Origin of the sequence: Nocardia carnea, assembly GCF_029868855.1 — a bacterium.
Lineage (GTDB): Bacteria > Actinomycetota > Actinomycetes > Mycobacteriales > Mycobacteriaceae > Nocardia > Nocardia carnea_A.
Genome location: NZ_JARWOV010000246.1, coordinates 42,838 through 63,786, shown reverse-complemented (window position 1 = coordinate 63,786; position 20,949 = coordinate 42,838). Strand labels below are relative to the sequence as shown.

Below are 20,949 nucleotides of genomic sequence, written 5' to 3'. Positions count from 1 at the left end.
AGAACAACCGATGAGTCGAGCCAGCAAGAAGCATCCGGGGCGGATCCTGTTCGTAGGGTCGGGCCCGGGGGACCCGGCATTGCTGACCACCCGATCCCGCGAAGTGCTGTGCCGGGCCACCCTTGCGTTTACCGATCCCGATGTGGACGCCGGAGTACTCGCCCTGATCGGCACCGAGGTGGAAGCCGACCCCGACGGCGAGCGTGCCGTGGACGTGCGGCCCGCCCTCGGCGACCCCGCCGAGGTCGCCAAGACCTTGATCGCCGAGGCGAAAGCCGGTCACGATGTGGTGCGGGTGGTTTCCGGTGACCCGCTCACCACCGATGCGGTGATCGCCGAGGTCACCACGGTCACCAAATCGCATATCGTTTTCGAGGTGCTACCCGGTCTACCGTCCGGTTCGGCGGTGCCGAGCTATGCGGGTATCGCGCTCGGCTCCGGACATACCGAGGCCGATGTGCGCGGAGAGGTGGACTGGCCGGCGCTGGCCGCCGCTCCTGGCCCGCTGGTACTGCATGCGACCTCCGGCCATCTGGCCGAAACCGCGAGCGCGCTGGTGGAACACGGCATGGCACCGCAGACCCCGGTCGCGGTGACCGTGCGCGGGACCACCCGGCAGCAGCGCACCATCGAGGCCACCCTGGCGACACTGAACAGCACCGCCTCCGAACTGGTCGGTCCGCTGGTCGTCACCATCGGCAAGGCGGTCGCGCAGCGGTCGAAGATGTCGTGGTGGGAATCGCGGGCGCTCTACGGCTGGACGGTCCTGGTGCCGCGCACCAAGGATCAGGCCGGAGAGATGAGCGAACGGCTGGTCACCCACGGCGCCATCCCGAAGGAAGTTCCCACCATCGCGGTCGAACCGCCCCGGAGTCCCGCGCAGATGGAACGCGCGGTCAAGGGTCTGGTGGACGGCCGGTACCAGTGGGTGGTGTTCACCTCCACCAACGCGGTGCGCGCGGTCTGGGAGAAGTTCGCCGAATTCGGGTTGGACGCGCGGGCGTTCTCCGGTGTGAAGATCGCCTGTGTGGGTGAGGCCACCGCCGACAAGGTGCGCTCCTTCGGTATCAACCCGGAACTGCTGCCCAGTGGGGAGCAGTCCTCGCTCGGCCTGCTCGCCGATTTCCCGCCCTACGACGATGTGTTCGATCCGGTGAACCGGGTGTTGTTGCCGCGCGCCGATATCGCGACCGAAACCCTCGCGGAGGGCCTGCGTGAACGTGGCTGGGAGATCGACGATGTGACGGCCTACCGCACGGTGCGCGCCTCCCCGCCGCCCGCGGAGACCCGCGAGATGATCAAGACCGGCGGTTTCGACGCGGTCCTGTTCACCTCGAGCTCCACGGTCCGGAACCTGGTGGGTATCGCCGGTAAACCGCACGCGCGCACGATCGTGGCCTGCATCGGCCCGAAAACGGCGGAAACCGCGGTCGAGTTCGGCCTCCGGGTCGACGTACAGCCGGAGGTCGCCCAGGTGGGCCCGTTGGTGGAAGCGCTCGCCGAGCACGCCGCCCGCCTCCGGGCCGAGGGCCTGCTGCCACCGCCTCGGAAGAAGAGCCGCCGCAGCCGGTGATGCGCCGGGCGTGCCCGGTTCCGTTCCCCGGAACGGTCCGCGGCGACCCCGTTCCACCTGGTCCGAGGTCGGCCGGCTGTCGGTCGGCCGAGGACTGGCGCAACACCGTCGGCGTGCCACCCTTGCGGGCCGGTGCTGCCGGTGAGGTGACTGGTCGCAGCGAAGGCGTCGGCGCGTGGGTTACGGGGCGGTCTGCGTGCTCAGCGGCTTGCTCGTCGTTCCCTGTCTCAGGAGCTGCCACAGCAGGCGAACTTCCTGACATGGGCCGGGGCCGGGCCCCGCAACCCGCGACGGCGGTCTGCGCGCCGTGAACCTAGACTCGGTACCCATGAGCGGAATCGAGCGTCCGCGGCGGTTGCGGCGCACCCCCGCACTGCGGCGGCTGGTGGCCGAGACAAGTCTGGAGCCGCGGCACCTCGTATTGCCGATGTTCGTCGCGGACGGGTTGTCCGAACCGCGGGAAATCGGTTCGATGCCGGGTGTTTTCCAGCATTCGCTGGATTCACTGCGCAAGGCCGCGGTGGAAGCGGTGGAGGCCGGGGTCGGTGGTTTGATGTTGTTCGGGGTTCCCGAACCCGAGGACAAAGACCCGGTGGGCAGCCAGGCGTCCGCGCCGGAGGGCATTCTCAACCGTGGGCTGCGGGCGCTGGCCGCCGAGGTGGGTGACGCGACCGTGGTGATGGCCGATACCTGCCTCGACGAATTCACCGATCACGGGCATTGCGGTGTGCTCGACGTGGCGGGTGCGGTCGACAACGACGCCACTCTGCTGCGCTATGTGGAGATGGCGCTCGCCCAGGCCGAGGCCGGGGCCGATCTGCTCGGGACGAGCGGGATGATGGACGGCCAGGTCGGCGCGATCCGGGAGGCGCTGGACGAGGCCGGGCGGACCGACACCGCGATTCTGGCGTATGCGGCGAAATATGCTTCGGCGTTCTACGGCCCGTTCCGGGAGGCGGTGGCCTCTTCGTTGCAGGGCGACCGGCGCACCTACCAGCAGGACGCCGCCAACCGGCGCGAATCCATCCATGAACTGGAGCTGGATCTGGAACAGGGCGCGGATATCGTCATGGTGAAACCGGCCATGGCCTATCTCGATATTCTGCGGGACGTGGCGGACCGATCTCCGGTGCCGGTCGCGGCATACCAGATCTCCGGGGAGTATTCGATGATCACAGCGGCCGCCGAACGCGGCTGGATCGATCGCCGCGCCGCGGTACTGGAATCGCTGACCGGTATTCGCCGTGCCGGTGCGGATATCGTGCTCACCTATTGGGCGACAGAGGCGGCGCGCTGGCTGTGTCGGTCGTGAATCCGCCCGCGGATGTTGTCACCGCGCGGCAATTATGGTGGGGCGTAATCGGTTTGGGGTTGGTCCAGCTCTTCGTTTCGCTGGCCGATACATTGCTGAACCGGGAGCGGTTCAGTGCCGAGTTCCGGGAACGCATGCAGACCGCGGATCAGCAGTTCGCGCCGGCGACGATCGATCTGCTCGTCACGGTGGGTGCCGTCCTCGGCGTGGTGTTCGGGGCGGTGATCGCAGCGCTGGGGGTCGCGGTTGTCCATCAGCTCGGCAAGGGCAGGCTGTGGGCGCGTACGCTGCTGACCTTCGTCGGGATCTGGCTGGTGATCATGGGTGTTGCCGCCCTGTTCTCCATCGGCGTGGTGGAGAACGCCGGGCAGGTGCTGTCCGGGGCAGTGTCCATCCTGCAAGCCGTCCTGGCGGGTGGGGCGATCTACCTGTGCCAGCGGCCGGAAGCCGCGAAGTGGTTCATGCCGCGTGGGCCGCAGGCGCCCGGAAAGTTGTGAAATCTCCCGATCGGCTTCCTGACCAGCATGTTGATACCGCCTCTGAGTCGGCGGCGCATCCACAGAACGAACGTCGAGTTTGTTCCCGGTATTCCGGCATGTATGGTGAGGGCTGTCACAGACGACATGCGAACCGGTGGTCACGGGTACCCGTCCAGTAGGGCGAAATCCCGGGCCGGTTTTCCGGGGATCGGAGGCAACGATGCGAGTGGTGATCCAGCAGCCGCAGAGTATTCGGCGGGATATGCTCGTCCTGACTCTTCTGATCCTGTTCGGTGTTCTCACCGTGGCGGTGTTGCTCATTCCCAGCATCGTCGGCTGATTCGAGTGTTTCCGGTTTCCGGTTCGCGTCCGTATGTCTGAACGATCCGGTACTGCGGCCGATACCGGAGAAGTACTCTTCACGGAACCTGGAGCCCGCTGGCGGGCGGTGGCGTACGGCCCGTTGATCTGTGTGCTCCTGCTGGCCGCGGAGCTCGCCGCAGGTGTCACTCCCCATTGGTTCGCGTTGGTTTTCTGCGCCGTGCTGATCACCGGTTTCGCGGTCCTGCAGATCTATGCAGCCCGTACGCACGTGAGTGTGGAAGTAACCGACGGCTTCCTGCGCAACGGCGCCGAGACGACCTCGATCCGTTCCATCGCCGCGGTACTCCCGGCCGACTCCGACGAACCTTGGGAAGACGGCCGGGTGCTGGGCGAACTGACCGGAGTGCCGCGCCGGCGCACCGCCGTCGGCCTGCGGCGTACCGACGGCGAACTGGTCCGTACCTGGGCGAAGGACCACCGGGCGCTGCGTACCGCGTTGACCGAGGCGATCACCCGGTCCGGTACCGATTCGGTAGGCGACACAGCCCGCGACGATTGATTATCGGATCGCACACGGGCAGCATCGGTGGTGGAGCCGGGGCGGTATCGCGAAACGCCCGGGAGCCTGCCGGCCGGCATTCTCCGGTAACGGAGGAGCCGCCCGGGATCGAGAAGTCGCACTGGATGAGGAGACCCGTGAACCGTTCGCATATCGTACCGGCTGTCGATCTCGCGGTGGCGGTTCTCGCGATCGGGTTGGCCGCCCTGTGCTGGGCGCAGGGCCTGCAGACCATCGACCTCCCGGCCACCGGGGACTATCCGGCCTACACCGCGACCCGCTACGTCGCGCCGTGGCTTTTCCTGGCGGGGGTGCTGGTGACCGGTGCGGGATTGGCCACCGTCGACGCCGCTGCCCGGCTGCTGCGCCCGGTGCGGGACTGAGCGAGCCGGTTCAGTCCCACCGCTGGTAGATCCTGTTCAGTCCCACTGCTGGTAGATGTCGAAAACGCGGCCGTGCTCCGCGCCCGGAACGTGGAGGAACACGATCACCGAGCCGCCGTTGTCGACCGATTCCAGCATCACCTGCCGCAACGAGGCGTGCACGCCGCCGTCGTCGTCCCGGTAGAGGCGGGTCCCGCTGTGCAGGCCGGCGCCGATCCGGGAGGCGGGTACGACCTGGTCGACCAGCGCGGGTACCGGGCCACCGGCCAGTGCCGCGGTTTCGGCCTGATTGAGCCGTAGGCCGGCGCGCGCGTTGTCCGGGTCCACGACCGGTTCGGCCGCCGCGGCCGTTCCCGCGCCGAACCCGGTCGCCAGGACACCACATGCGACCGAGACCGCGGCCAGCGCCGAACCTCTGATGGCAATTCGCAAAACGACCTCCCCGGCCGGTGATTCACGGAGTTGTTACGACGGAACAGAACAGTACGCACTCCGGGCGAACCACCGGTGTATTTGGTGTGGCAAGTGTCGGGGCGGCGGTGTGGATCACCTATGGCGCACCCTGTCGTCGACGCCGCGGGGGTGGGCTGCCAAACTGGAGGCCGTGAGTTCTCTGCGCGTGGCCGGTACGGCGGTGCCGGCCTCCAGTCAGCTTTTCCAGCGAGCCGAAGCGGTTGTCCCCGGTGGTGTCAATTCCCCGGTGCGGGCCTTCGGCTCGGTGGGCGGCACGCCGAGGTTCATCTCCTCCGCCCGCGGATGCCGCCTGGTCGATGTGGACGGTAACGAGTATGTCGACCTGGTGTGCTCGTGGGGGCCGATGATTCTCGGGCATGCGCATCCCGCGGTGGTGGAGGCGGTTCGCGCGGTCGCGGGCGACGGGTTGTCGTTCGGTGCGCCGACGGCCGGCGAGGTCGAACTCGCCGAACTCATCGTGGAACGGGTCGCTCCGGTGCAGAAGGTGCGCCTGGTGAACTCCGGTACCGAGGCGACCATGAGCGCGGTGCGCCTGGCTCGCGGTTACACCGGCCGGGCCAAGATCATCAAGTTCGCCGGGTGCTATCACGGCCATGTCGATGCGCTGCTGGCCGACGCGGGATCCGGGGTCGCGACGTTCGGGCTGCCGACTTCGCCCGGCGTCACCGGAGCCCAGGCCGCGGACACCATCGTGCTGCCCTACAACGATCTGGACACCGTGCGCACGGCCTTCGAACAGTATCCCGGTGAGATCGCCGCCGTGATCACCGAGGCCGCCGCCGGGAATATGGGCGCGGTGGCGCCGCTGCCCGATTTCAACGCCGGACTGCGCCGGCTCACCGCCGACAACGGTGCGCTGCTCATCATGGACGAGGTGATGACCGGGTTCCGGGTGAGCAGTGCCGGCTGGTACGGGCTCGAATCCGTGGCCGCCGATCTCTACACCTACGGGAAGGTGATGAGCGGCGGGCTACCCGCGGCCGCGTTCGGCGGCCGGGCCGAGGTGATGGACCGGCTCGCCCCGCTCGGCCCGGTCTACCAGGCCGGCACCCTGTCCGGGAATCCGGTGGCGGTGGCCGCCGGGCTGGCCACGCTGCGCGCCGCCGACGAACAGGTGTATGCGGCCCTGGATCGCAACAGCGAACGGCTCGGCATTCTGCTCACCGAGGCCCTCACCGGCGCGGGGGTCGCGCATCAGGTGCAGTTCGCAGGCAATATGGTGAGCGTGTTCTTCGCCGAAACTCCGGTCCTCGACTATGCCGCCGCCAAGGCGAGCCAGACCTGGCGGTATCCGGCCTTCTTCCACGGGTTGCTGGAGGGCGGGGTGTACGCCCCGCCGAGCAACTTCGAGGCCTGGTTCGTCTCCGCGGCTCTCGACGACGACGCCTTCTATCGTAACCCCCCCGCGCGGCCGGCCGCCGCGGCCGCGGCCGCCGCTGCCACATCCGAAGGAACTCCAGCGTGAGCCGATCCGATTCCGAGCGCCTCTCCGCCGGCCCCGCCGAAGCGGCGGAGACGCCCGACCGTACCGACTCCGCGACCGCTGCCACCGCGGCCGGGAGCGGGGTGGCCGCCGAGCCGCCCGCGTCCGGCGCCGGCGACGCCGAATCCGTGGAAACCATCGTGCACGTTCTGCGCCACGGCGAAGTGCACAACCCGCGGGGGATCCTGTACGGCCGGCTGCCGGGGTTCGGGCTGTCGGTCACCGGCCGTGCCCAGGCCGGTGCGGTCGCCCGCGCCCTGGCCGATCACGATATCGCCCTGGTCATCGCGTCCCCGCTGCAGCGCGCGCAGGAGACCGCGGAACCGATCGCGGGCCGGCACGGTCTCACCGTGCGTACCGACGAGAACCTTATCGAAGCCGGTAACACCTTCGAAGGGTTGCGGGTCTCGGTGGGTGACGGCGCACTGCGTAAACCCCGGCACTGGTGGAAACTGCGTGATCCGTTCACCCCGTCCTGGGGCGAACCGTATCTGCAGATCGCGCACCGGATGCTCGCCGCGGTGAACAAGGCGCGGGTGGAGTCGACCGGTCGGGAAGCGGTACTGGTTTCGCATCAGCTCCCGGTGTGGACGCTGCGCCGCTTCCTGCAGGGTCAGCGACTCTGGCACGATCCGCGCAGCCGGCAGTGCGGTCTGGCGTCGTTGACGTCGCTGGTCTACCGGGGTGACACGCTGGTCGATATCGTCTACTCCGAGCCTGCCGGTGGTTCGGACCCGACGGTGCACGGCGCATGAGCGCGTCAGGCCCGGAGGCGGTAGCGGAGCGTGGCCACGCAGGGCCCGCGCTCATGCGTCATGGACACAGCACGAGCGGGTTCGGCATATGAAAAGGGTCGCCTCGGCGCTCCGGGGCCGGCTGGTGCCGGCGCTCGCGGCGCTGGTGTGTCTCGCGGTGGTACCGGCCTGTTCGACCGGGACCGACGCGGTCGCGACGGGCGGCGGTACGTTCGAATTCGTTTCACCCGGTGGGCAGACCGATATCTTCTACGATCCGCCGTCTGCCCGCGGCACCATCGGCGACCTTTCCGGGCCGGAACTGATGTCCGACAAGGACGAGAAGGTTTCGGTGGACGATTTCCCCGGACAGGTGGTCGTGCTCAATTTGTGGGGGCAGTGGTGCGGTCCGTGCCGTGCCGAGGCGCCCGCGCTGGAACAGGTCTACGAACAGACCAAGGATCTCGGGGTCGCTTTCCTCGGGATCAATGTCCGCGATTCTCAGCGGGAAAAAGCACGCGATTTCGTCATCGATAACCACATCGGTTATCCGTCGATCTACGACCCACCGATGCGCACCTTGCTGGCGCTCGGTGGCAACTTCCCGACCAGCGTCATTCCCACCACTTTGGTGCTGGATCGGGACCATCGGGTAGCGGCGGTTTTCTTGCGCGCTCTACTCGCCGAGGATCTTATGCCGGTGGTGCAGCGCATCGCCGCGGAGGGAGCATCATGAGGAGTTTGCGGTCTCGAGGCGTACGCCGGTACGGGGCTACCCGGCCGCCGCGCGGCGTCCGTGCCGAGGTACTGGTGAAATCGTCGCTGGGCTCCTGGGAGCTACAGCCGGCCGAAACCACCGGTAGCGACCGGAAAGTGTCGAATTCGCGGCCGTCGGGTGCGCGTGGTTCGACCGCACCGGGCGGCCGGGCCGGAGACCGGCGGGCGAACAATCCCGAAACGGAACCGGAGCGTACTTCGAATTGATTGTGCTGGCAGGAGTGGGGGAGTCATTTCAGCAGACAGCGGCCACGGGGCCGCTGCTGCTGGCCCTCGGCGCCTGCCTGCTGGCCGGCCTGGTGTCGTTCGCCTCGCCGTGCGTAGTGCCGTTGGTGCCCGGGTACCTGTCGTATCTGGCCGGTCTGGTGGGCGCGCAGGCGCCGCCGGTCACGGTCGAGCAGGCCCGTCGCGACCGCGCCGCGGCCGCCGCCGGTTCGGGTGCGACGGCGGTACTGATCGAAACCGCGGCGCAACGGGATACCGGTCCCGCGCCTGATACCGGGCGGTTGCGGGTCGCGGGGGCGGCCGGGTTGTTCGTCGCCGGTTTCACCGTGGTGTTCGTCCTTGCCACGGCCACCGTTTTCGGGCTCATCCAAACGCTGAATGTGAACCGTGAGCTGCTACAGCGGCTCGGCGGTGTGGTCACTATCGTGATGGGCCTGGCGTTCATCGGACTGATCCCGGCACTGCAGCGCGATACCCGGATGGCGCCGCGCCGGCTCGGCGGGATCGCCGGTGCTCCACTGCTCGGTGCGGTGTTCGCGCTCGGCTGGACACCGTGCCTGGGCCCCACGTTGTCCGGTGTGATGGCGGTGGCCGCAGGTACCGAGGGCACCACCGCAGCGCGCGGGGTCGCGCTGATCGTGGCGTACTGCGCCGGGCTCGGCTTGCCGTTCGTGGTTCTGGCGTTCGGTTCGGCGAGTGCGCTGCGCGGTGTGGGCTGGCTGCGGCGCAATACCCGGACCATCCAGGTGATCGGCGGGCTGCTGCTGGTCGCGGTCGGGGTGGCGCTCGTGACCGGGGCGTGGGATCTGTTCATCGGCTGGGTGCGCGACGGTTTCGTCGCCGAGGTGACGTTGCCGATATGACCGTGACCGACCAGCCCGAGGCGACCCCCAGTCCGCCCCGGCAGTCCCCGTTGGGCCGTGCCTGGGCTTTCCTGCGCAACACCTGGCGCGGTCTCACCAGTATGCGGACCGCGCTGGTCCTGTTGTTCCTGCTGGCGCTGGCCGCGATACCCGGTGCGCTGCTGCCGCAGCGGAGCCTGAACGAGCAGAAGGTCGACGAATACATCGCCGACCGCCCGGTCCTCGGAGAGTGGATGGACCGGTTCGAACTGTTCGACGTGTTCTCCAGTTTCTGGTTCACCGCGGTGTATGTGCTGTTGTTCATCTCGCTGGTGGGCTGCATTCTGCCGCGCACCGTGGACCACTACCGCGCCCTGCGCACCCCGCCGGTGCGGGTGCCGCGCAATCTGGCCCGGCTCCCGCATCATCATCGCGTGGTCGTCGACGGTACCGCCGCGGAGATCGCCGACCGGGCCCGTACGCGGTTACGTGGCTGGCGCACCGAGATCCGTCCCGGGGAGCGCGAGGGCGAGGTGACGCTGTCGGCCGAGAAGGGCTACACGCGCGAACTCGGCAATCTGGTCTTCCATCTCGCGCTGGTGGCGTTGCTGGTGGCCATCGCGGTGGGCCGGCTGTTCGGTTACGAGGGCAACGTGATCGTGATCGCCAACGGCGGGCCGGGTTTCTGCACCACCTCGCCGGCGGTTTTCGATTCGTTCCGCACCGGCAATGTCAACGACGGTACCGGGATGACCCCGATGTGTATCAAGGTGAACAATTTCCGGGCCGACTATCTCGACAACGGTCAGGCCGAGATGTTCACCTCCGATATCTCGTATCAGGCGGGCGACGATCTGACCACGGATACCTGGCGGGATACGACCATTCAGGTCAACCATCCGCTGCGCGTCGGCGGCGACCGGGTCTACCTGCAGGGCCACGGGTACGCCCCGACCTTCACCGTGACATTCCCGAACGGCGAGACCCGCACCGAGACAGTGCAGTGGGCGCCCAGCGATGCGACCACCTTTCTGTCCAGCGGTGTGCTGCGCGTGGATCCACCCGGCGGCATGTACGCCACCGATGCGGAGCGGCGGCAGAACCAGATCGCGATCGAAGGCCTGTTCGCACCGACCGCGAGTTTCCACGGCACCCTGCTCACCTCGGTGTATCCGGCGATGACGGATCCGGCGGTCGCGGTGGACGTCTATCGAGGGGACACCGGCTTGGATACGGGCCGCCCCCAGTCGATCTTCGCGCTGGACCAGGAGATGGTGCGGCAGGGCCGGCTCACCAAGGAAGCCCGGGTGAACCTGCGGCCCGGCGAATCGACCACCCTGCCCAACGGCACCGAGGTCCGGTTCGACGGTGCCGAGGAATTCGCGAATATTCAGGTCTCGCACGATCCCGCCCAGCAGTGGGTGCTGGTCAGTGCGGTGGTGATGATGGCCGGTCTGCTGGTCTCATTGCTGATAACCCGGAGGCGGGTCTGGCTGCGGGTGACCCCGGAGGGTACCGTGGACCAACGACGCGTCGTAGTAGAGATGGGTGGACTCGCCCGCACCGACCAGGCCGGCTGGGGCGGCGAATTCGACCGCCTGCGGCAGCGCCTGCTGGACGCGTCCGACAGTTGAACGCGGGCCCAGCAGAAGTCGGCGCGCCCCGCCACGCAGGCAAGGCGCTGGTGCCCGCAGGGCACCGCGGTACGAACACGGGAGAACAATGATGTCGATAGACGACACTCTCGCACGCTACAGCGACCTCGCCTATGAAACGGCGACCGTTGTGTACGCGCTGGTGCTGTTGCTGCTGATCGTGCAGTACGCCTCCGCCCGCGCCCGGCAGGTGAGCGATCGCGAACTGGTCCCGGCCGGCGGGGTGGCGGCGGGCAGCGATACGCCGGGCAAGGTCAGCGAGGCGCCGCGGACGCCGCTGTCGGAGCGTCTCGGCAATATCGCGTTCTCGGTGCTCTTCGTGGCGGTCGGCCTGCAGATCGCCTCGATCGTGCTGCGTGGTTTCGCGACCGGCCGTTTCCCGCTGGGCAATATGTACGAATTCGTGTCCATGGCGACAGCCGCCGCCGCGGTGGTGGGACTCGTGTTCATGCGCGATCCGCGCTACCGCGGTATGTGGGCGTTTCTGCTGGTACCGGTGTTGATCTTGATGTTCCTGGCGGGAACCGTGCTCTACTCCGATGCCGCGCCCGTGGTACCGGCACTGCGCTCGTTCTGGCTGCCCCTGCACGTCACGATCGTCAGCATCGGCAGTGGTGTGTTCCTGGTTTCCGGTGTCGCCAGCCTGCTGTTCCTGTACCGGCTGCGCCAGCCCGAGGGGGCGGAATCGGGGAATGTGCTCGGAGCCGTGGCGCGTCGGCTACCCGATGCGCGCACCCTGGACCGGCTGGCCTATCGGACCACGATCATCGGATTCCCGCTCTTCGGGGCGGGCGTAATCCTGGGCGCTATCTGGGCCGAGGCGGCCTGGGGCCGGTTCTGGGGCTGGGACCCGAAGGAAACGTGCTCGTTCATCGCCTGGGTGCTGTATGCCGCGTATCTGCATGCCCGCGCGACGTCGGGCTGGCGGGATACGAAAGCCGCGTGGATCAATGTGGCCGGATTCGTGGCGATGCTGTTCAACCTGTTCATCATCAATCTGGTCGTATCGGGTTTGCACAGCTACTCCGGCCTGACCTGATTCCGCCCGCTTCCTCCGTAACGATTCGAACCGCTTTCATTCGACACGGCCTTTTCCGCCGCGATGATCGTTACTCCACCGCAATGCTGAGTTGCTATTGTTCCGTCGGTAACAGCTGAATTGCATACAGCCCGGTAGCTCTCGCGAAAATCGGGGTGTGAACGGTCATTTCCCCTCCACCACGCGGATAAAGCCGCGTCGAACAGTGAGGAGAGCGGCAGTGGATTCGGAGAATGTCAGTTCGGATACCGGCGTCGACGTGGATTGTTGTACATCCGAGACCGCGAGCTCTGCGAACTCCGCGATCATCTGCGGTCTCGAGCCGGATTCCCTCGTGAGATTGGTACAGACCGCTGTCGGGCTACCGGCCGAGGCGCTGGACCGCCTGGCCGGGGTCGCCGATAAATTGCGGGCGGTGGAAGGTTTACCGCAATTGGACAGTACGGCCGATTAGGCGCCCGTCATCGGCTGCCGGGTCGATTCCCGGCATCCTTTTCCCCGGCGCGGGAATCAATGTTCGGTGGAATCCGAATCGCCGTCCGTATGTTTCTGCGGGCGCGAGATACGCCAGAGGAATTCGGGATCGTCATCCGGGCCGACCACACGTTTACGGGTGGGTCCCGGGGCCGATGTTGGGCCCGCGGGGCCGAATGCTTTCCAGCACAACACCGCGATCACCACGATCGCGATGAGTGCCAACACGTAGATCACGTGGCTCACCTCCTCTATCGAGGTTAGCTCCGGAACTGCCGGCGGGTGAGTTCGCCGCCCCCATAGAGGGTTGCTCACGCCGGATGTACCGCCACCTGTCGCGCTCGGCCGGGCCGCCGGAGGCCGGCCGAGTCACCCCGCTCGGTCGCGGTGTGGAAATCCGGGTCAGGCGCCCTGCACGGTTGCCTCGGTGGTCAGCGATTCGAGCAATCGCATCACCTCCGATTCGCGGAACCGGCGGTGACCACCCGGAGTGCGCAGCGAGCCGAGCCGTCCCGCGTGTGCCCAACGGGTCACGGTCTTGGGGTCTACGTGGAACAGGGCGGCAACCTGGCCGGGGGTCAGCAGGTTCTCCTGGGCCCCGACGGCAATCGCGGTCATGGCAAACCTTTCTGTTTCGTCACGTTTTCTCATCGGATTCCGACATAGTGGCACCGCGACCCCCGGGTGTTCGAACCACCTACTGTTGGTAAAGCGGAGGTAATGGACAAATCGGATGTGCCCGTGCGGCGGGCGCAAACCGTTCGCTTACGCTGGTCAGGTGAGTGACGCGAACCCTTCCGAGGAATCGACCGCCCCGCAGCCCGGTCCGTCGCCCGGCCGGCGACTCGCCCGCAACCTGGCGCTCTACACGCTGGCCCGGCTGGTATTGGTCGCGATACTCACCGCCGTGATCATGGCCGGCGCGTGGATCGTGTCGGTACAGGTTCCGCTGATCGTGGCGATCCTGTTCGCCATCGTGATCGCCATGCCGCTTTCCCTCACCCTGTTCAAGGGCCTGCGCGTACAGGTGAATTCCGATATCGCCGCGGTCGACGAACGCCGCCGTCAGGACAAGGCGCAACTGCGGGCTCGCCTGCGCGGTGAAGCGGACCCGGCGGGATCGGGAGGAACCGAACCGGGAAGTTCCGGCCGCGGCGCATCCGGTAAGCCGCCGAAGGACGCGGCCGACGGAGAGGAGCCGGGCGGCACCGGCGGTGCGGCGTGAAATCCTGCACTCGTGGTAACCCGCGGGACTGGGCCGATAACGCCGTCCGGCTCATCGACGCCGACGCGCAGCGCAGCGCCGACACCCATCTGCTGCGCTATCCGCTGCCGCCGGAGTGGAATATCCGGCTGTACCTCAAGGACGAATCGACCCATATCACCGGCAGCCTGAAACATCGGCTGGCGCGGTCGCTGTTCCTGTACGGACTGTGCAACGGGTGGATCGGCGAGGGCACCACCATCGTGGAGGCGTCCTCGGGGTCGACGGCGGTGAGCGAGGCGTATTTCGCCAAACTGCTCGGGCTGGATTTCGTGGCGGTCGTCCCGGCGCGTACCTCGCCGCAGAAGATCGCCCTGATCGAAGCGCAGGGCGGACGCTGTCACTATGTGGAACGTCCCCCGGATATGTACACCGAGGCGGCGCGGCTGGCGGCCGAATGCGGTGGCCACTACCTCGATCAGTTCACCAACGCCGAACGCGCCACCGACTGGCGGGGCAACAACAACATCGCCGAATCGATTTTCGATCAATTGCGGCTGGAAACCGATCCCGTCCCGGAATGGATCGTCGTCGGCGCCGGTACCGGGGGGACCAGTGCGACCATCGGCCGATATCTGCGCTACCGTCGGCATCCGACCAGGCTGGCCGTGGTGGACCCGGACAACTCCGCGTTCTACGGTGCCTACGAGACCGGGGCCCGCGATTACACGACCGGTCTGCCCTCCCGGATCGAAGGAATCGGGCGGCCGCGCATGGAGCCCTCGTTCGTTCCGGAGGTGGTGGACCGGATGATCCACGTACCCGACCCCGCATCGATCGCCGCGGCCCGGTTCGCGAGCGCCGGGCTGGGCCGGAAGGTCGGTGGGTCGACCGGTACCAACTTCTGGGGTGCGTGCGCGCTGATCGCGGAGATGCGGGCGGCCGGACGTGGCGGCAGCGTGGTGACACTGCTGTGCGACGGCGGCGAGCGGTACGCGGGCACCTACTACGACGACGAGTGGGTCGCGGCCCAGGGCTGGGATCTGGCCGACCCTACCGCGGCGCTGGAAGAATTCGTCGCGACCGGCCGCTGGTCCGGCTGACACCGGGCTTCGGCGCGGACCGCCGGACCTGCCTGCGCATACGATGACTCCGGTATGGTTCTCGATCCTGGCCGCTCCGGCAGCCGCTATCCCGTGACGCCGGCGCCGGCGGACGATCCGCTCGTGGTCACCCTGCTGGGCCGGATCGCGCTGCGCCGCGACGCGACACTGGTGGATGTACCGGGCAACCGGGCGCGTTCGCTGCTGGTGGCGCTGGCCCTGCGGCCGGGCCGGACGCGGAGCGCCGCCGCCCTCATCGAGGAGGTCTGGGGGGACGAGCCGCCGCGGGCCCCGGCGAATGCGTTGCACACCCAGATCTCGCGGTTGCGGTCGGTGTTGCCGGACGGGGTGCTGGAGGCCGGGCCGGGCGGCTACCGGCTCGCGCTGCGCGCCGAACAGGTGGATCTCACCGCCGTGGGGGAGCTGGCGGGGCAGGCGCGGGCTCACCTGGCGGTCGGCGAGCTGGAAGCAGCCCAGCGCAGTATCGACCGGGCCCGCGCGCTGTGGTCGGGAGAGCCGGGCGCGGATCTGTCCGATGGCCCGCTGGCCCGCGAACTGTCGGCCGCGGCCGCGGCGCAGGCCCAGGAACTGGACGAGGTCGAGCGCGAGACCCGGGTGTCTGCGGGCGATCTCACCGGCGCGATAGCGGTGGCCCGGCGACAGCTGCGCCGGCGCCCCACCGCCGAGGCGGTCGCGTATACGCTCATGCGGCTGCTCGCCACTGCCGGTCGCGACAGCGAGGCGCTCGCCGTGTTCGCCGATCTGCGGGCGGCGCTCGCCACCGAACTGGGTACCGACCCCGGGCCGGCGATCACCGAGTTGAACACCGCCGTGCTGCGTGGCCGATTCACACCGCGCCAGACCCCGCCCGTGTGCGGCACCGGCCCAGCAGACCAGGTGCCGTCGGCCGTCGGGGTACGGGCGGCGCCGAATGCGCTGCTCGGCCGGGCGGACGACCTGGCCGAACTGTCGCGGCTGTTGCGGGTTTCCCGGGTCACCACCGTGCTGGGGCCGGGTGGTGCAGGGAAGACTCGCGTCGCCAACGAACTCGCGCTGCGGGAAGCCGGAAACAAGCCGGTGGTGCTGGTGGAGCTGGCCTCGGTCCGGCCCGGCGGTGCGCCGGCCGAGGCCGTGGTGGATATCGAATCGGCCGTCGCCGCGGCCATGGGGCTCGGTGAGATCAGGCGCGAACCGGGACTGCCGCCGCAGGTTTCCCGGCCCGATACCCGACGGCGGCTACGGGACGCGTTGTCGGCCCGGCCGATGCTGCTGGTGCTGGACAATTGCGAGCACCTGGTCGAGGCCGCGGCCGCGGTCGTGGCGGATCTGGTGGGCAGCTGCCCGCAGCTCACCGTGCTCACCACCAGCCGGGCGCCGCTGGCGATCACCGCGGAGACGGTGTACCCGCTGGGGCCGCTGGCCAGCGATGCCGCCGGCTCACCGGCCACCGAACTGTTCAGCGCGCGGGCGCGAGCGGTGCGCCCGTCCGTACGTCTCGATATGGAGGTCGTGGCGCGACTGTGCCGCACACTCGACGGGCTGCCGCTGGCCATCGAACTCGCCGCCGCCCGCGCGCGGACGATGAGCGTGGAGGATATCGAGCGGCGGCTGGATCAGCGTTTCGCGCTGCTGCGCAGCGGTGACCGGACCTCACCGGAACGCCATCGCACCCTGCACGCGGTGATTGCGTGGAGCTGGAACCTGCTGGAACCGGACGAGCAGGTGACGTTGCGCCGGATGTGCCGTTTTCCGGGTGGTTTCACACTCGCGGCGGCCGAAACGGTCGCCGGTGGCGCGACGGACGGCGATCCCCTGGCGTCGGCCGGTGACGGTGCGATATCGACCGCTGACGGTGCAACAGCGGTCGGTGATATCGCGGCGGCAGTGGACGGGTTGGTCGGGCAGTCGCTGCTGACCGTCGTCGAGGTCGAGGGTGCCGGGCTCCGCTACCGGATGCTGGAAACGGTCCGCGAATTCGGTGAACAAGAGTTGGTCGCGGCGGATACCGGATCGAGGTCGGAAATCCGTCTGGTGGAGACGCGGATGGCACGCTGGGCGCGCGATTTCGCGGTGCGGATGGCGGAATGCTACGGCCGCGGCGACGAGTTGGGGCCGGCGCTGACCGTAGCGGCGGAACTGGACAACCTGGTCGCCGTACTGCGTCGCGCCGAATCGGCCGGGGACCCGGCGACCATGTACGCGGTTTTCCCGGTCGCGGCCATGCGCTGGGTCATGCACGGGGCGAATCTCGAGCTCATCAGCTGGATACCCCGGGTAGTCGCGACAGCGCCGCCGCCGGGCTCCCGCGGGGTGTACGCGGAGCTGGAAACAGCCTGTCACGCTGTGATCGCGTTACATCTGGCCTTCATGGACCGCAGTGTCCGTCAGCTGGCACTGGTGCGGAACCGGGCCCGAGTGCTACTGCGCGGCAATACCGGTCTACGTGCGCCGTTCCGGTTTCTCGCTCAGCTGCTGACGTGCCCAGCCGATTCGCTCCGGCTCGCCCGGCTGCTGGCCCGCGCGACCCGCTCGCCCGACCGGCACACCAGATCACTTGCGCTGATGGCCCGCACCAATATCTGGGAGAACATGGGCCGGATCCACGAATCGAGCCGGGACGCCCGGGCGGCGGTACCGACCCTGAGCGAAGCGGAGGTGTGGAGCCGGGCGATGCTGGCCCAGCATCGGGGATCGCTGGCCGGACAGGTCGCGCGGTATCGCGAATCCGTGGCGTTCTACGAGGAAGCGGCCGAGCTGCTGCACCGGATCCGGGCCTATGAGGAAAGCCTGGAAGTGCATTCGTATCTCGCGGCATCGCTGGCCGGCAGTGGTGAACCGGCGCGGGCCCGGCGGGAACTCGCCACCGCGCTGGGTTTCTCGGGGTCCGGCGGCGCGGATCTGGCCGTGGTCGACGATCCGGGGATCCACCGCAATCACCGCTTGTCGACCATTGCCGCCGTACTGGCCGGCATCGAGCTCGTCGAAGGTGATATCGATGGCGGGCTCGGTCATTTCCGCCGTGCGCTCGAATTGCTCGGCTGGCCGGTACACGAAACCACGCCGGGACCCGGCCTGCTCCTCACCGGGTCGGCGGCGCTGGCCGCACATGTGCTGCACGAGCGTGGTGATGTGGTTGCGCGGCTGGTGCCCGAGCTGATCGATCTGGCGCCGCGGCGATTCGGTTATGTGCTGGACCTGCCGCAGCTTGGCGCGGTGGCCTGCGCTGCCGGCTCGGGTCTGCTCATGCTGGGCGAGCGGGAGGCGGCCGGTGTGGAACTGCTGGCGCTGGCGCCGCGGGTGGTGTCCCGGCAGGATTACCCCGTGCTGCGCTGGGACCGGCATCGTGATCTGTGGCGCGACCGGATCGGAGCGGATCCGGCCGGGGCCGTCGCCGCCGCGAGCGGGTTGCGCCGTGCGGTGGCCGCCGAACGGATCGTTGAACTGATCCGCGAGGTGGGGTCGGATCTACCGGACCCGTCCGCCCGGCCCGGGTCCGGCTGAACGGGTCCGGGTGCCGCTCACACGCGACGCATATAGGACCGGACGGTCAGTGGCGCGAAGATCGCGATGATCACCGTGGCACCCACCAACGACCAGACCACGTGCATACCGATATGCCCGGTGTTCATCAGCTCCCGGCAGGCCCACACCAGATGCGAGACCGGGTTGACGTCGATGAACGCCTGCAGCCAGCCCGGCATCGTCTCCTTCGGGACGAAGGCGGGCGAGGCGAAGGTCAGCGGGAACATGACCAGCATCGAATAGCCCTGCACCGCGGAGGCTTTGTTCGCGATCACCCCGAAGAACGCCCAGATCCAGCTGGTGGCGAACGAGCAGGCGACAACCAGCAGTACGGCGGCTGCAACGCCCGCGGGGTTCGGCCGGTATCCGATGATCAGGCCCATCACGACGGTGAGCACCGAGGCGATACCGTAGCGGACCATATCGGCGGTCAAGGCTCCGGACAGTGCCGAGATCCGCGCTATGGGCAGGGATTTGAACCGGTCGAAGACACCTTTCTCCATATCCTCCTTGAGCTGGACCCCGGTGACGACCGAGGTCATCACCACGGTCTGTACGAGAATGCCCGGAATGATCACCGGCAGATAGCTCTGGACGTCACCGGAGATGGCGCCGCCGAAGATGTAGGTGAACATCAGGGTGAAGATCACCGGCTGGATGACCACGTCGAAGAGTTGCTCGGGATTGTGTTCGATCTTCAGCAGCCCGCGATAGGCCATGGTCAAGGTGTTGTCCGCGGTCCGGCGCAGGCCGATCCGTGCGGCCGGCCGGGGTGCCGGCAGCGCCGGTGCGGTAGTGGGTTCGATGAGGGTGGTGGTCATGCCGCCGTCCGTCCGGTGTCGGTATCGGCCGGGTGGCCGGTGAGGGTGAGGAAGACTTCGTCGAGGCTGGGTTTGGTCACGGTGATCTCGTCCACCGCGATACCGCGTTCGCGCAACCGGACCAGCAGTTCGGTGGTGTCGTTGGGATCGGGCAGGGCGGCGGTGAGCCGGCCGGCCTCCGGTGTCGGCTGCGGTTCGCTGCCCAGTACTTCGGCGATGATCCGGCGGGCGTCGTCGAGCTCGGAGCTCACCGCCAGCGTGAGGTGCAGCGAGGAACCGCCGATCGAGGATTTGAGCTCGTCGGCGGTCCCGTCGGCGATCACCCGGCCGTGGTCGATCACCGCGATCCGGTCGGCGAGCTGATCGGCCTCGTCGAGGTACTGCGTGGTGAGCAGGACGGTCGTGCCCTCTCGAACCAGCTTGCGGATGGTTTCCCACATCTGGGCGCGCGTGCGCGGGTCCAGGCCGGTGGTGGGTTCGTCGAGGAACAGCAGCGGGGGTGTCGCGATGAGGCCTGCGGCCAGATCCAGCCGGCGGCGCATACCGCCGGAGAAGTTTTTCAGCGCTTTGCCGGCGGCCTCGGTGAGCGCGAATTCCTCGAGCAGTTCGGCGGTCCGGCGGCGGGCCGCGGACCGGCTGAGCCCGAGCAGCCGGGAGAAGATCATCAGGTTCTCGGTGGCTGTCAAATCCTCGTCCACCGAGGCGTACTGGCCGGTCACGCCGATGAGTGAGCGGACGGTGGACGGTTCGCGCAGCACATCGTGACCGAAGACGTGCGCGCTGCCGCCGTCGGGCCGCAGCAGCGTCGCGAGCATGCGGATGGTGGTGGTCTTACCGGCGCCGTTGGGCCCGAGGACGCCGTAGACGGAGCCCTGCGGTACCGCCAGGCTCACTCCGTCGACGGCGCGCTGGGCGCCGAACACCTTGACCAGGCCCGTCGCCTCGATGGCGAGCGGCGCCGCTGATACGTGTTTCGTCATGGTGACCACGGTTCCTTTCCCGTCTTGCACAGCCCTTGCGTGACGATTGCGGCGGCCTTTCGTCAATTTTTGTTGACAGACGGCGCATCGTCAATCAAAATTGACGCATGACGGAAGCAACCACATTGGCCGCGGCGGCGGGCAGTCCGGACCCCGCGGTGGGGTTACGGGCAGTACTGGCGCTGCGCAGACTGCTGGACCGGCTCGAAGCCATCCAGGTCGGCAACGCCCGGGACCAGGGCTGGTCCTGGCAGGCCATCGCCGACGCACTCGAGGTCAGCAAACAGGCGGTCCATCAGAAGTACAACCGGAAAACCAGGAGCCGATAAATGTTCGAGAGATTCACCAAAAGTGCCCGCTCGGCGGTCGTCGCGGCCCAGGAACACGCCCGTGAACTACGGTCGCCCGAGATCCGGGTCGAGCATCTGCTGCTCGGTCTGCTGGACGAGGCCGAACCGGCACTGCGCACGCTGCTGCAACGCAACGGGATCGCCCACGACGCCGCACTGACCGAACTCACCACCACTGCCCGCACCGAACCACTCGGTGCGGAAGACGCCGAGGCGCTACGCTCCATCGGGATCGATCTCGACGCGGTACGCGAAACCCTGGAAGCCAACTTCGGCGCCGACGCGCTCGACCGCGCCATCCCACCGGAGGAGTCCCGCAGCCGCATGCGATTCGGGCATATCCCGTTCAGTCGCGACGCGAAGAAAGTCCTGGAACTCTCACTGCGGGAAGCTCTGGCGCGCAAGGACAAAACCATCGAGTCCGGGCATATCCTGCTCGCCATCCTCCGCGCCCCCAACTCGGCCACCACCGAACTCCTCGGCGGTACCGGCGCACTCACCGGACTGCGCGAGCAGGTACACACCCACCTCGACCGAGCAGCCTGAACCGGCGGGCCCTCGTTGACCGACAGGGACTTCGGGGACCGGAACCCGCACACCGGAGGCGCGCAGAAGTCGCTGTCCGCGCGCCGAAGG

21 protein-coding genes are annotated in these 20,949 nt (G+C 68.1%); 16 read left to right on the top strand and 5 right to left on the bottom strand.

The features are described 5' to 3' along the window. Nucleotides 1-10: 10 nt before the first annotated feature. The 5 genes from QH195_RS25260 to QH195_RS25240 all read left to right on the top strand — a co-directional run bounded on the left by QH195_RS25260 (nucleotide 11) and on the right by QH195_RS25240 (nucleotide 4,630). Entirely contained in the window at nucleotides 11-1,573 is a 1,563-nt protein-coding gene (locus QH195_RS25260) for a bifunctional uroporphyrinogen-III C-methyltransferase/uroporphyrinogen-III synthase (protein WP_280421498.1), read from the top strand. Nucleotides 1,574-1,901: 328 nt separating this feature from the next. Beyond that, the gene (hemB, locus tag QH195_RS25255; protein ID WP_280437262.1) at nucleotides 1,902-2,885 is read left to right on the top strand and encodes a porphobilinogen synthase; all 984 of its coding nucleotides are present in this window, start codon (nucleotides 1,902-1,904) and stop codon (nucleotides 2,883-2,885) included. Next, nucleotides 2,873-3,382, top strand: coding sequence for a hypothetical protein (locus tag QH195_RS25250; protein ID WP_280437261.1), 510 nt, complete (start codon nucleotides 2,873-2,875; stop codon nucleotides 3,380-3,382). The genes hemB and QH195_RS25250 overlap by 13 nt, the downstream gene beginning before the upstream one ends. 355 nt (nucleotides 3,383-3,737) lie before the next feature. Continuing rightward, on the top strand, nucleotides 3,738-4,247 hold the full coding sequence (locus QH195_RS25245; protein ID WP_280421501.1) for a hypothetical protein: 510 nt from the start codon (nucleotides 3,738-3,740) through the stop codon (nucleotides 4,245-4,247). Between the two features lie 137 nt (nucleotides 4,248-4,384). Next, entirely contained in the window at nucleotides 4,385-4,630 is a 246-nt protein-coding gene (locus tag QH195_RS25240; RefSeq protein WP_280421502.1) for a hypothetical protein, read from the top strand. 36 nt (nucleotides 4,631-4,666) lie between these two features. Here the strand turns inward: QH195_RS25240 and QH195_RS25235 are convergent, their stop codons facing one another. After that, on the bottom strand, nucleotides 4,667-5,062 hold the full coding sequence (locus QH195_RS25235; protein WP_280437260.1) for a hypothetical protein: 396 nt from the start codon (nucleotides 5,060-5,062) through the stop codon (nucleotides 4,667-4,669). Between the two features lie 172 nt (nucleotides 5,063-5,234). On the opposite strand from QH195_RS25235, the gene hemL reads away from it, so the two are divergent. From hemL to ccsB, 6 genes are all read left to right on the top strand, one after another. Continuing rightward, nucleotides 5,235-6,569 carry a glutamate-1-semialdehyde 2,1-aminomutase gene (gene hemL / locus QH195_RS25230; protein WP_432278853.1) on the top strand — a complete coding sequence of 445 codons (1,335 nt, stop codon included), beginning with the start codon at nucleotides 5,235-5,237 and terminating at the stop codon, nucleotides 6,567-6,569. 101 nt (nucleotides 6,570-6,670) lie between these two features. Continuing rightward, nucleotides 6,671-7,342: a histidine phosphatase family protein gene (locus QH195_RS25225; RefSeq protein WP_280422088.1), complete on the top strand. Its 672-nt coding sequence runs from the start codon at nucleotides 6,671-6,673 to the stop codon at nucleotides 7,340-7,342. Nucleotides 7,343-7,430: 88 nt separating this feature from the next. Beyond that, on the top strand, nucleotides 7,431-8,057 hold the full coding sequence (locus QH195_RS25220; protein WP_280422084.1) for a TlpA disulfide reductase family protein: 627 nt from the start codon (nucleotides 7,431-7,433) through the stop codon (nucleotides 8,055-8,057). Between the two features lie 244 nt (nucleotides 8,058-8,301). Then, nucleotides 8,302-9,186, top strand: a complete 885-nt coding sequence (locus QH195_RS25215; RefSeq protein ID WP_280437259.1) for a cytochrome c biogenesis CcdA family protein — start codon at nucleotides 8,302-8,304, stop codon at nucleotides 9,184-9,186. Then, nucleotides 9,183-10,799, top strand: a complete 1,617-nt coding sequence (gene resB / locus QH195_RS25210) for a cytochrome c biogenesis protein ResB (RefSeq protein WP_280437258.1) — start codon at nucleotides 9,183-9,185, stop codon at nucleotides 10,797-10,799. Before QH195_RS25215 ends, resB begins: the two co-directional genes overlap by 4 nt. A 91-nt stretch (nucleotides 10,800-10,890) precedes the next feature. Then, complete coding sequence (gene ccsB, locus QH195_RS25205) at nucleotides 10,891-11,859, top strand: c-type cytochrome biogenesis protein CcsB (protein ID WP_280437281.1); 969 nt, start codon at nucleotides 10,891-10,893, stop codon at nucleotides 11,857-11,859. 510 nt (nucleotides 11,860-12,369) lie between these two features. Here the strand turns inward: ccsB and QH195_RS25200 are convergent. Both QH195_RS25200 and QH195_RS25195 read right to left on the bottom strand, forming a co-directional pair. Then, nucleotides 12,370-12,570, bottom strand: coding sequence for a hypothetical protein (locus QH195_RS25200; RefSeq protein WP_280422079.1), 201 nt, complete (start codon nucleotides 12,568-12,570; stop codon nucleotides 12,370-12,372). A 165-nt stretch (nucleotides 12,571-12,735) separates the two neighbouring features. Beyond that, nucleotides 12,736-12,951: a BldC family transcriptional regulator gene (locus QH195_RS25195; protein WP_062978004.1), complete on the bottom strand. Its 216-nt coding sequence runs from the start codon at nucleotides 12,949-12,951 to the stop codon at nucleotides 12,736-12,738. A 160-nt stretch (nucleotides 12,952-13,111) separates the two neighbouring features. On the opposite strand from QH195_RS25195, the gene QH195_RS25190 reads away from it, so the two are divergent. The 3 genes from QH195_RS25190 to QH195_RS25180 are packed head-to-tail and all read left to right on the top strand — an operon-like array spanning nucleotide 13,112 to nucleotide 18,141. After that, nucleotides 13,112-13,558, top strand: coding sequence for a DUF4229 domain-containing protein (locus QH195_RS25190; RefSeq protein ID WP_280422078.1), 447 nt, complete (start codon nucleotides 13,112-13,114; stop codon nucleotides 13,556-13,558). Continuing rightward, complete coding sequence (locus tag QH195_RS25185) at nucleotides 13,555-14,640, top strand: PLP-dependent cysteine synthase family protein (RefSeq protein WP_280437257.1); 1,086 nt, start codon at nucleotides 13,555-13,557, stop codon at nucleotides 14,638-14,640. The genes QH195_RS25190 and QH195_RS25185 overlap by 4 nt, the downstream gene beginning before the upstream one ends. A 54-nt stretch (nucleotides 14,641-14,694) precedes the next feature. Beyond that, nucleotides 14,695-18,141 (top strand): BTAD domain-containing putative transcriptional regulator, encoded by a 3,447-nt coding sequence (locus QH195_RS25180; protein ID WP_280437256.1) that lies wholly within the window; start codon nucleotides 14,695-14,697, stop codon nucleotides 18,139-18,141. A 17-nt stretch (nucleotides 18,142-18,158) separates the two neighbouring features. Here QH195_RS25180 and QH195_RS25175 read toward each other — a convergent pair whose 3' ends face one another. Together QH195_RS25175 and QH195_RS25170 are read right to left on the bottom strand one after the other, a co-directional pair. Continuing rightward, complete coding sequence (locus QH195_RS25175; RefSeq protein WP_280437255.1) at nucleotides 18,159-18,983, bottom strand: ABC transporter permease; 825 nt, start codon at nucleotides 18,981-18,983, stop codon at nucleotides 18,159-18,161. Beyond that, the gene (locus tag QH195_RS25170) at nucleotides 18,980-19,963 is read right to left on the bottom strand and encodes an ATP-binding cassette domain-containing protein (RefSeq protein ID WP_280437254.1); all 984 of its coding nucleotides are present in this window, start codon (nucleotides 19,961-19,963) and stop codon (nucleotides 18,980-18,982) included. The genes QH195_RS25175 and QH195_RS25170 overlap by 4 nt, the downstream gene beginning before the upstream one ends. Nucleotides 19,964-20,070: 107 nt before the next feature. On the opposite strand from QH195_RS25170, the gene QH195_RS25165 reads away from it, so the two are divergent. Together QH195_RS25165 and QH195_RS25160 are read left to right on the top strand one after the other, a co-directional pair. Beyond that, on the top strand, nucleotides 20,071-20,292 hold the full coding sequence (locus QH195_RS25165; RefSeq protein ID WP_280422073.1) for a helix-turn-helix domain-containing protein: 222 nt from the start codon (nucleotides 20,071-20,073) through the stop codon (nucleotides 20,290-20,292). Beyond that, complete coding sequence (locus tag QH195_RS25160) at nucleotides 20,293-20,859, top strand: Clp protease N-terminal domain-containing protein (protein ID WP_280422072.1); 567 nt, start codon at nucleotides 20,293-20,295, stop codon at nucleotides 20,857-20,859. The last annotated feature ends 90 nt before the right edge of the window (nucleotides 20,860-20,949 follow it).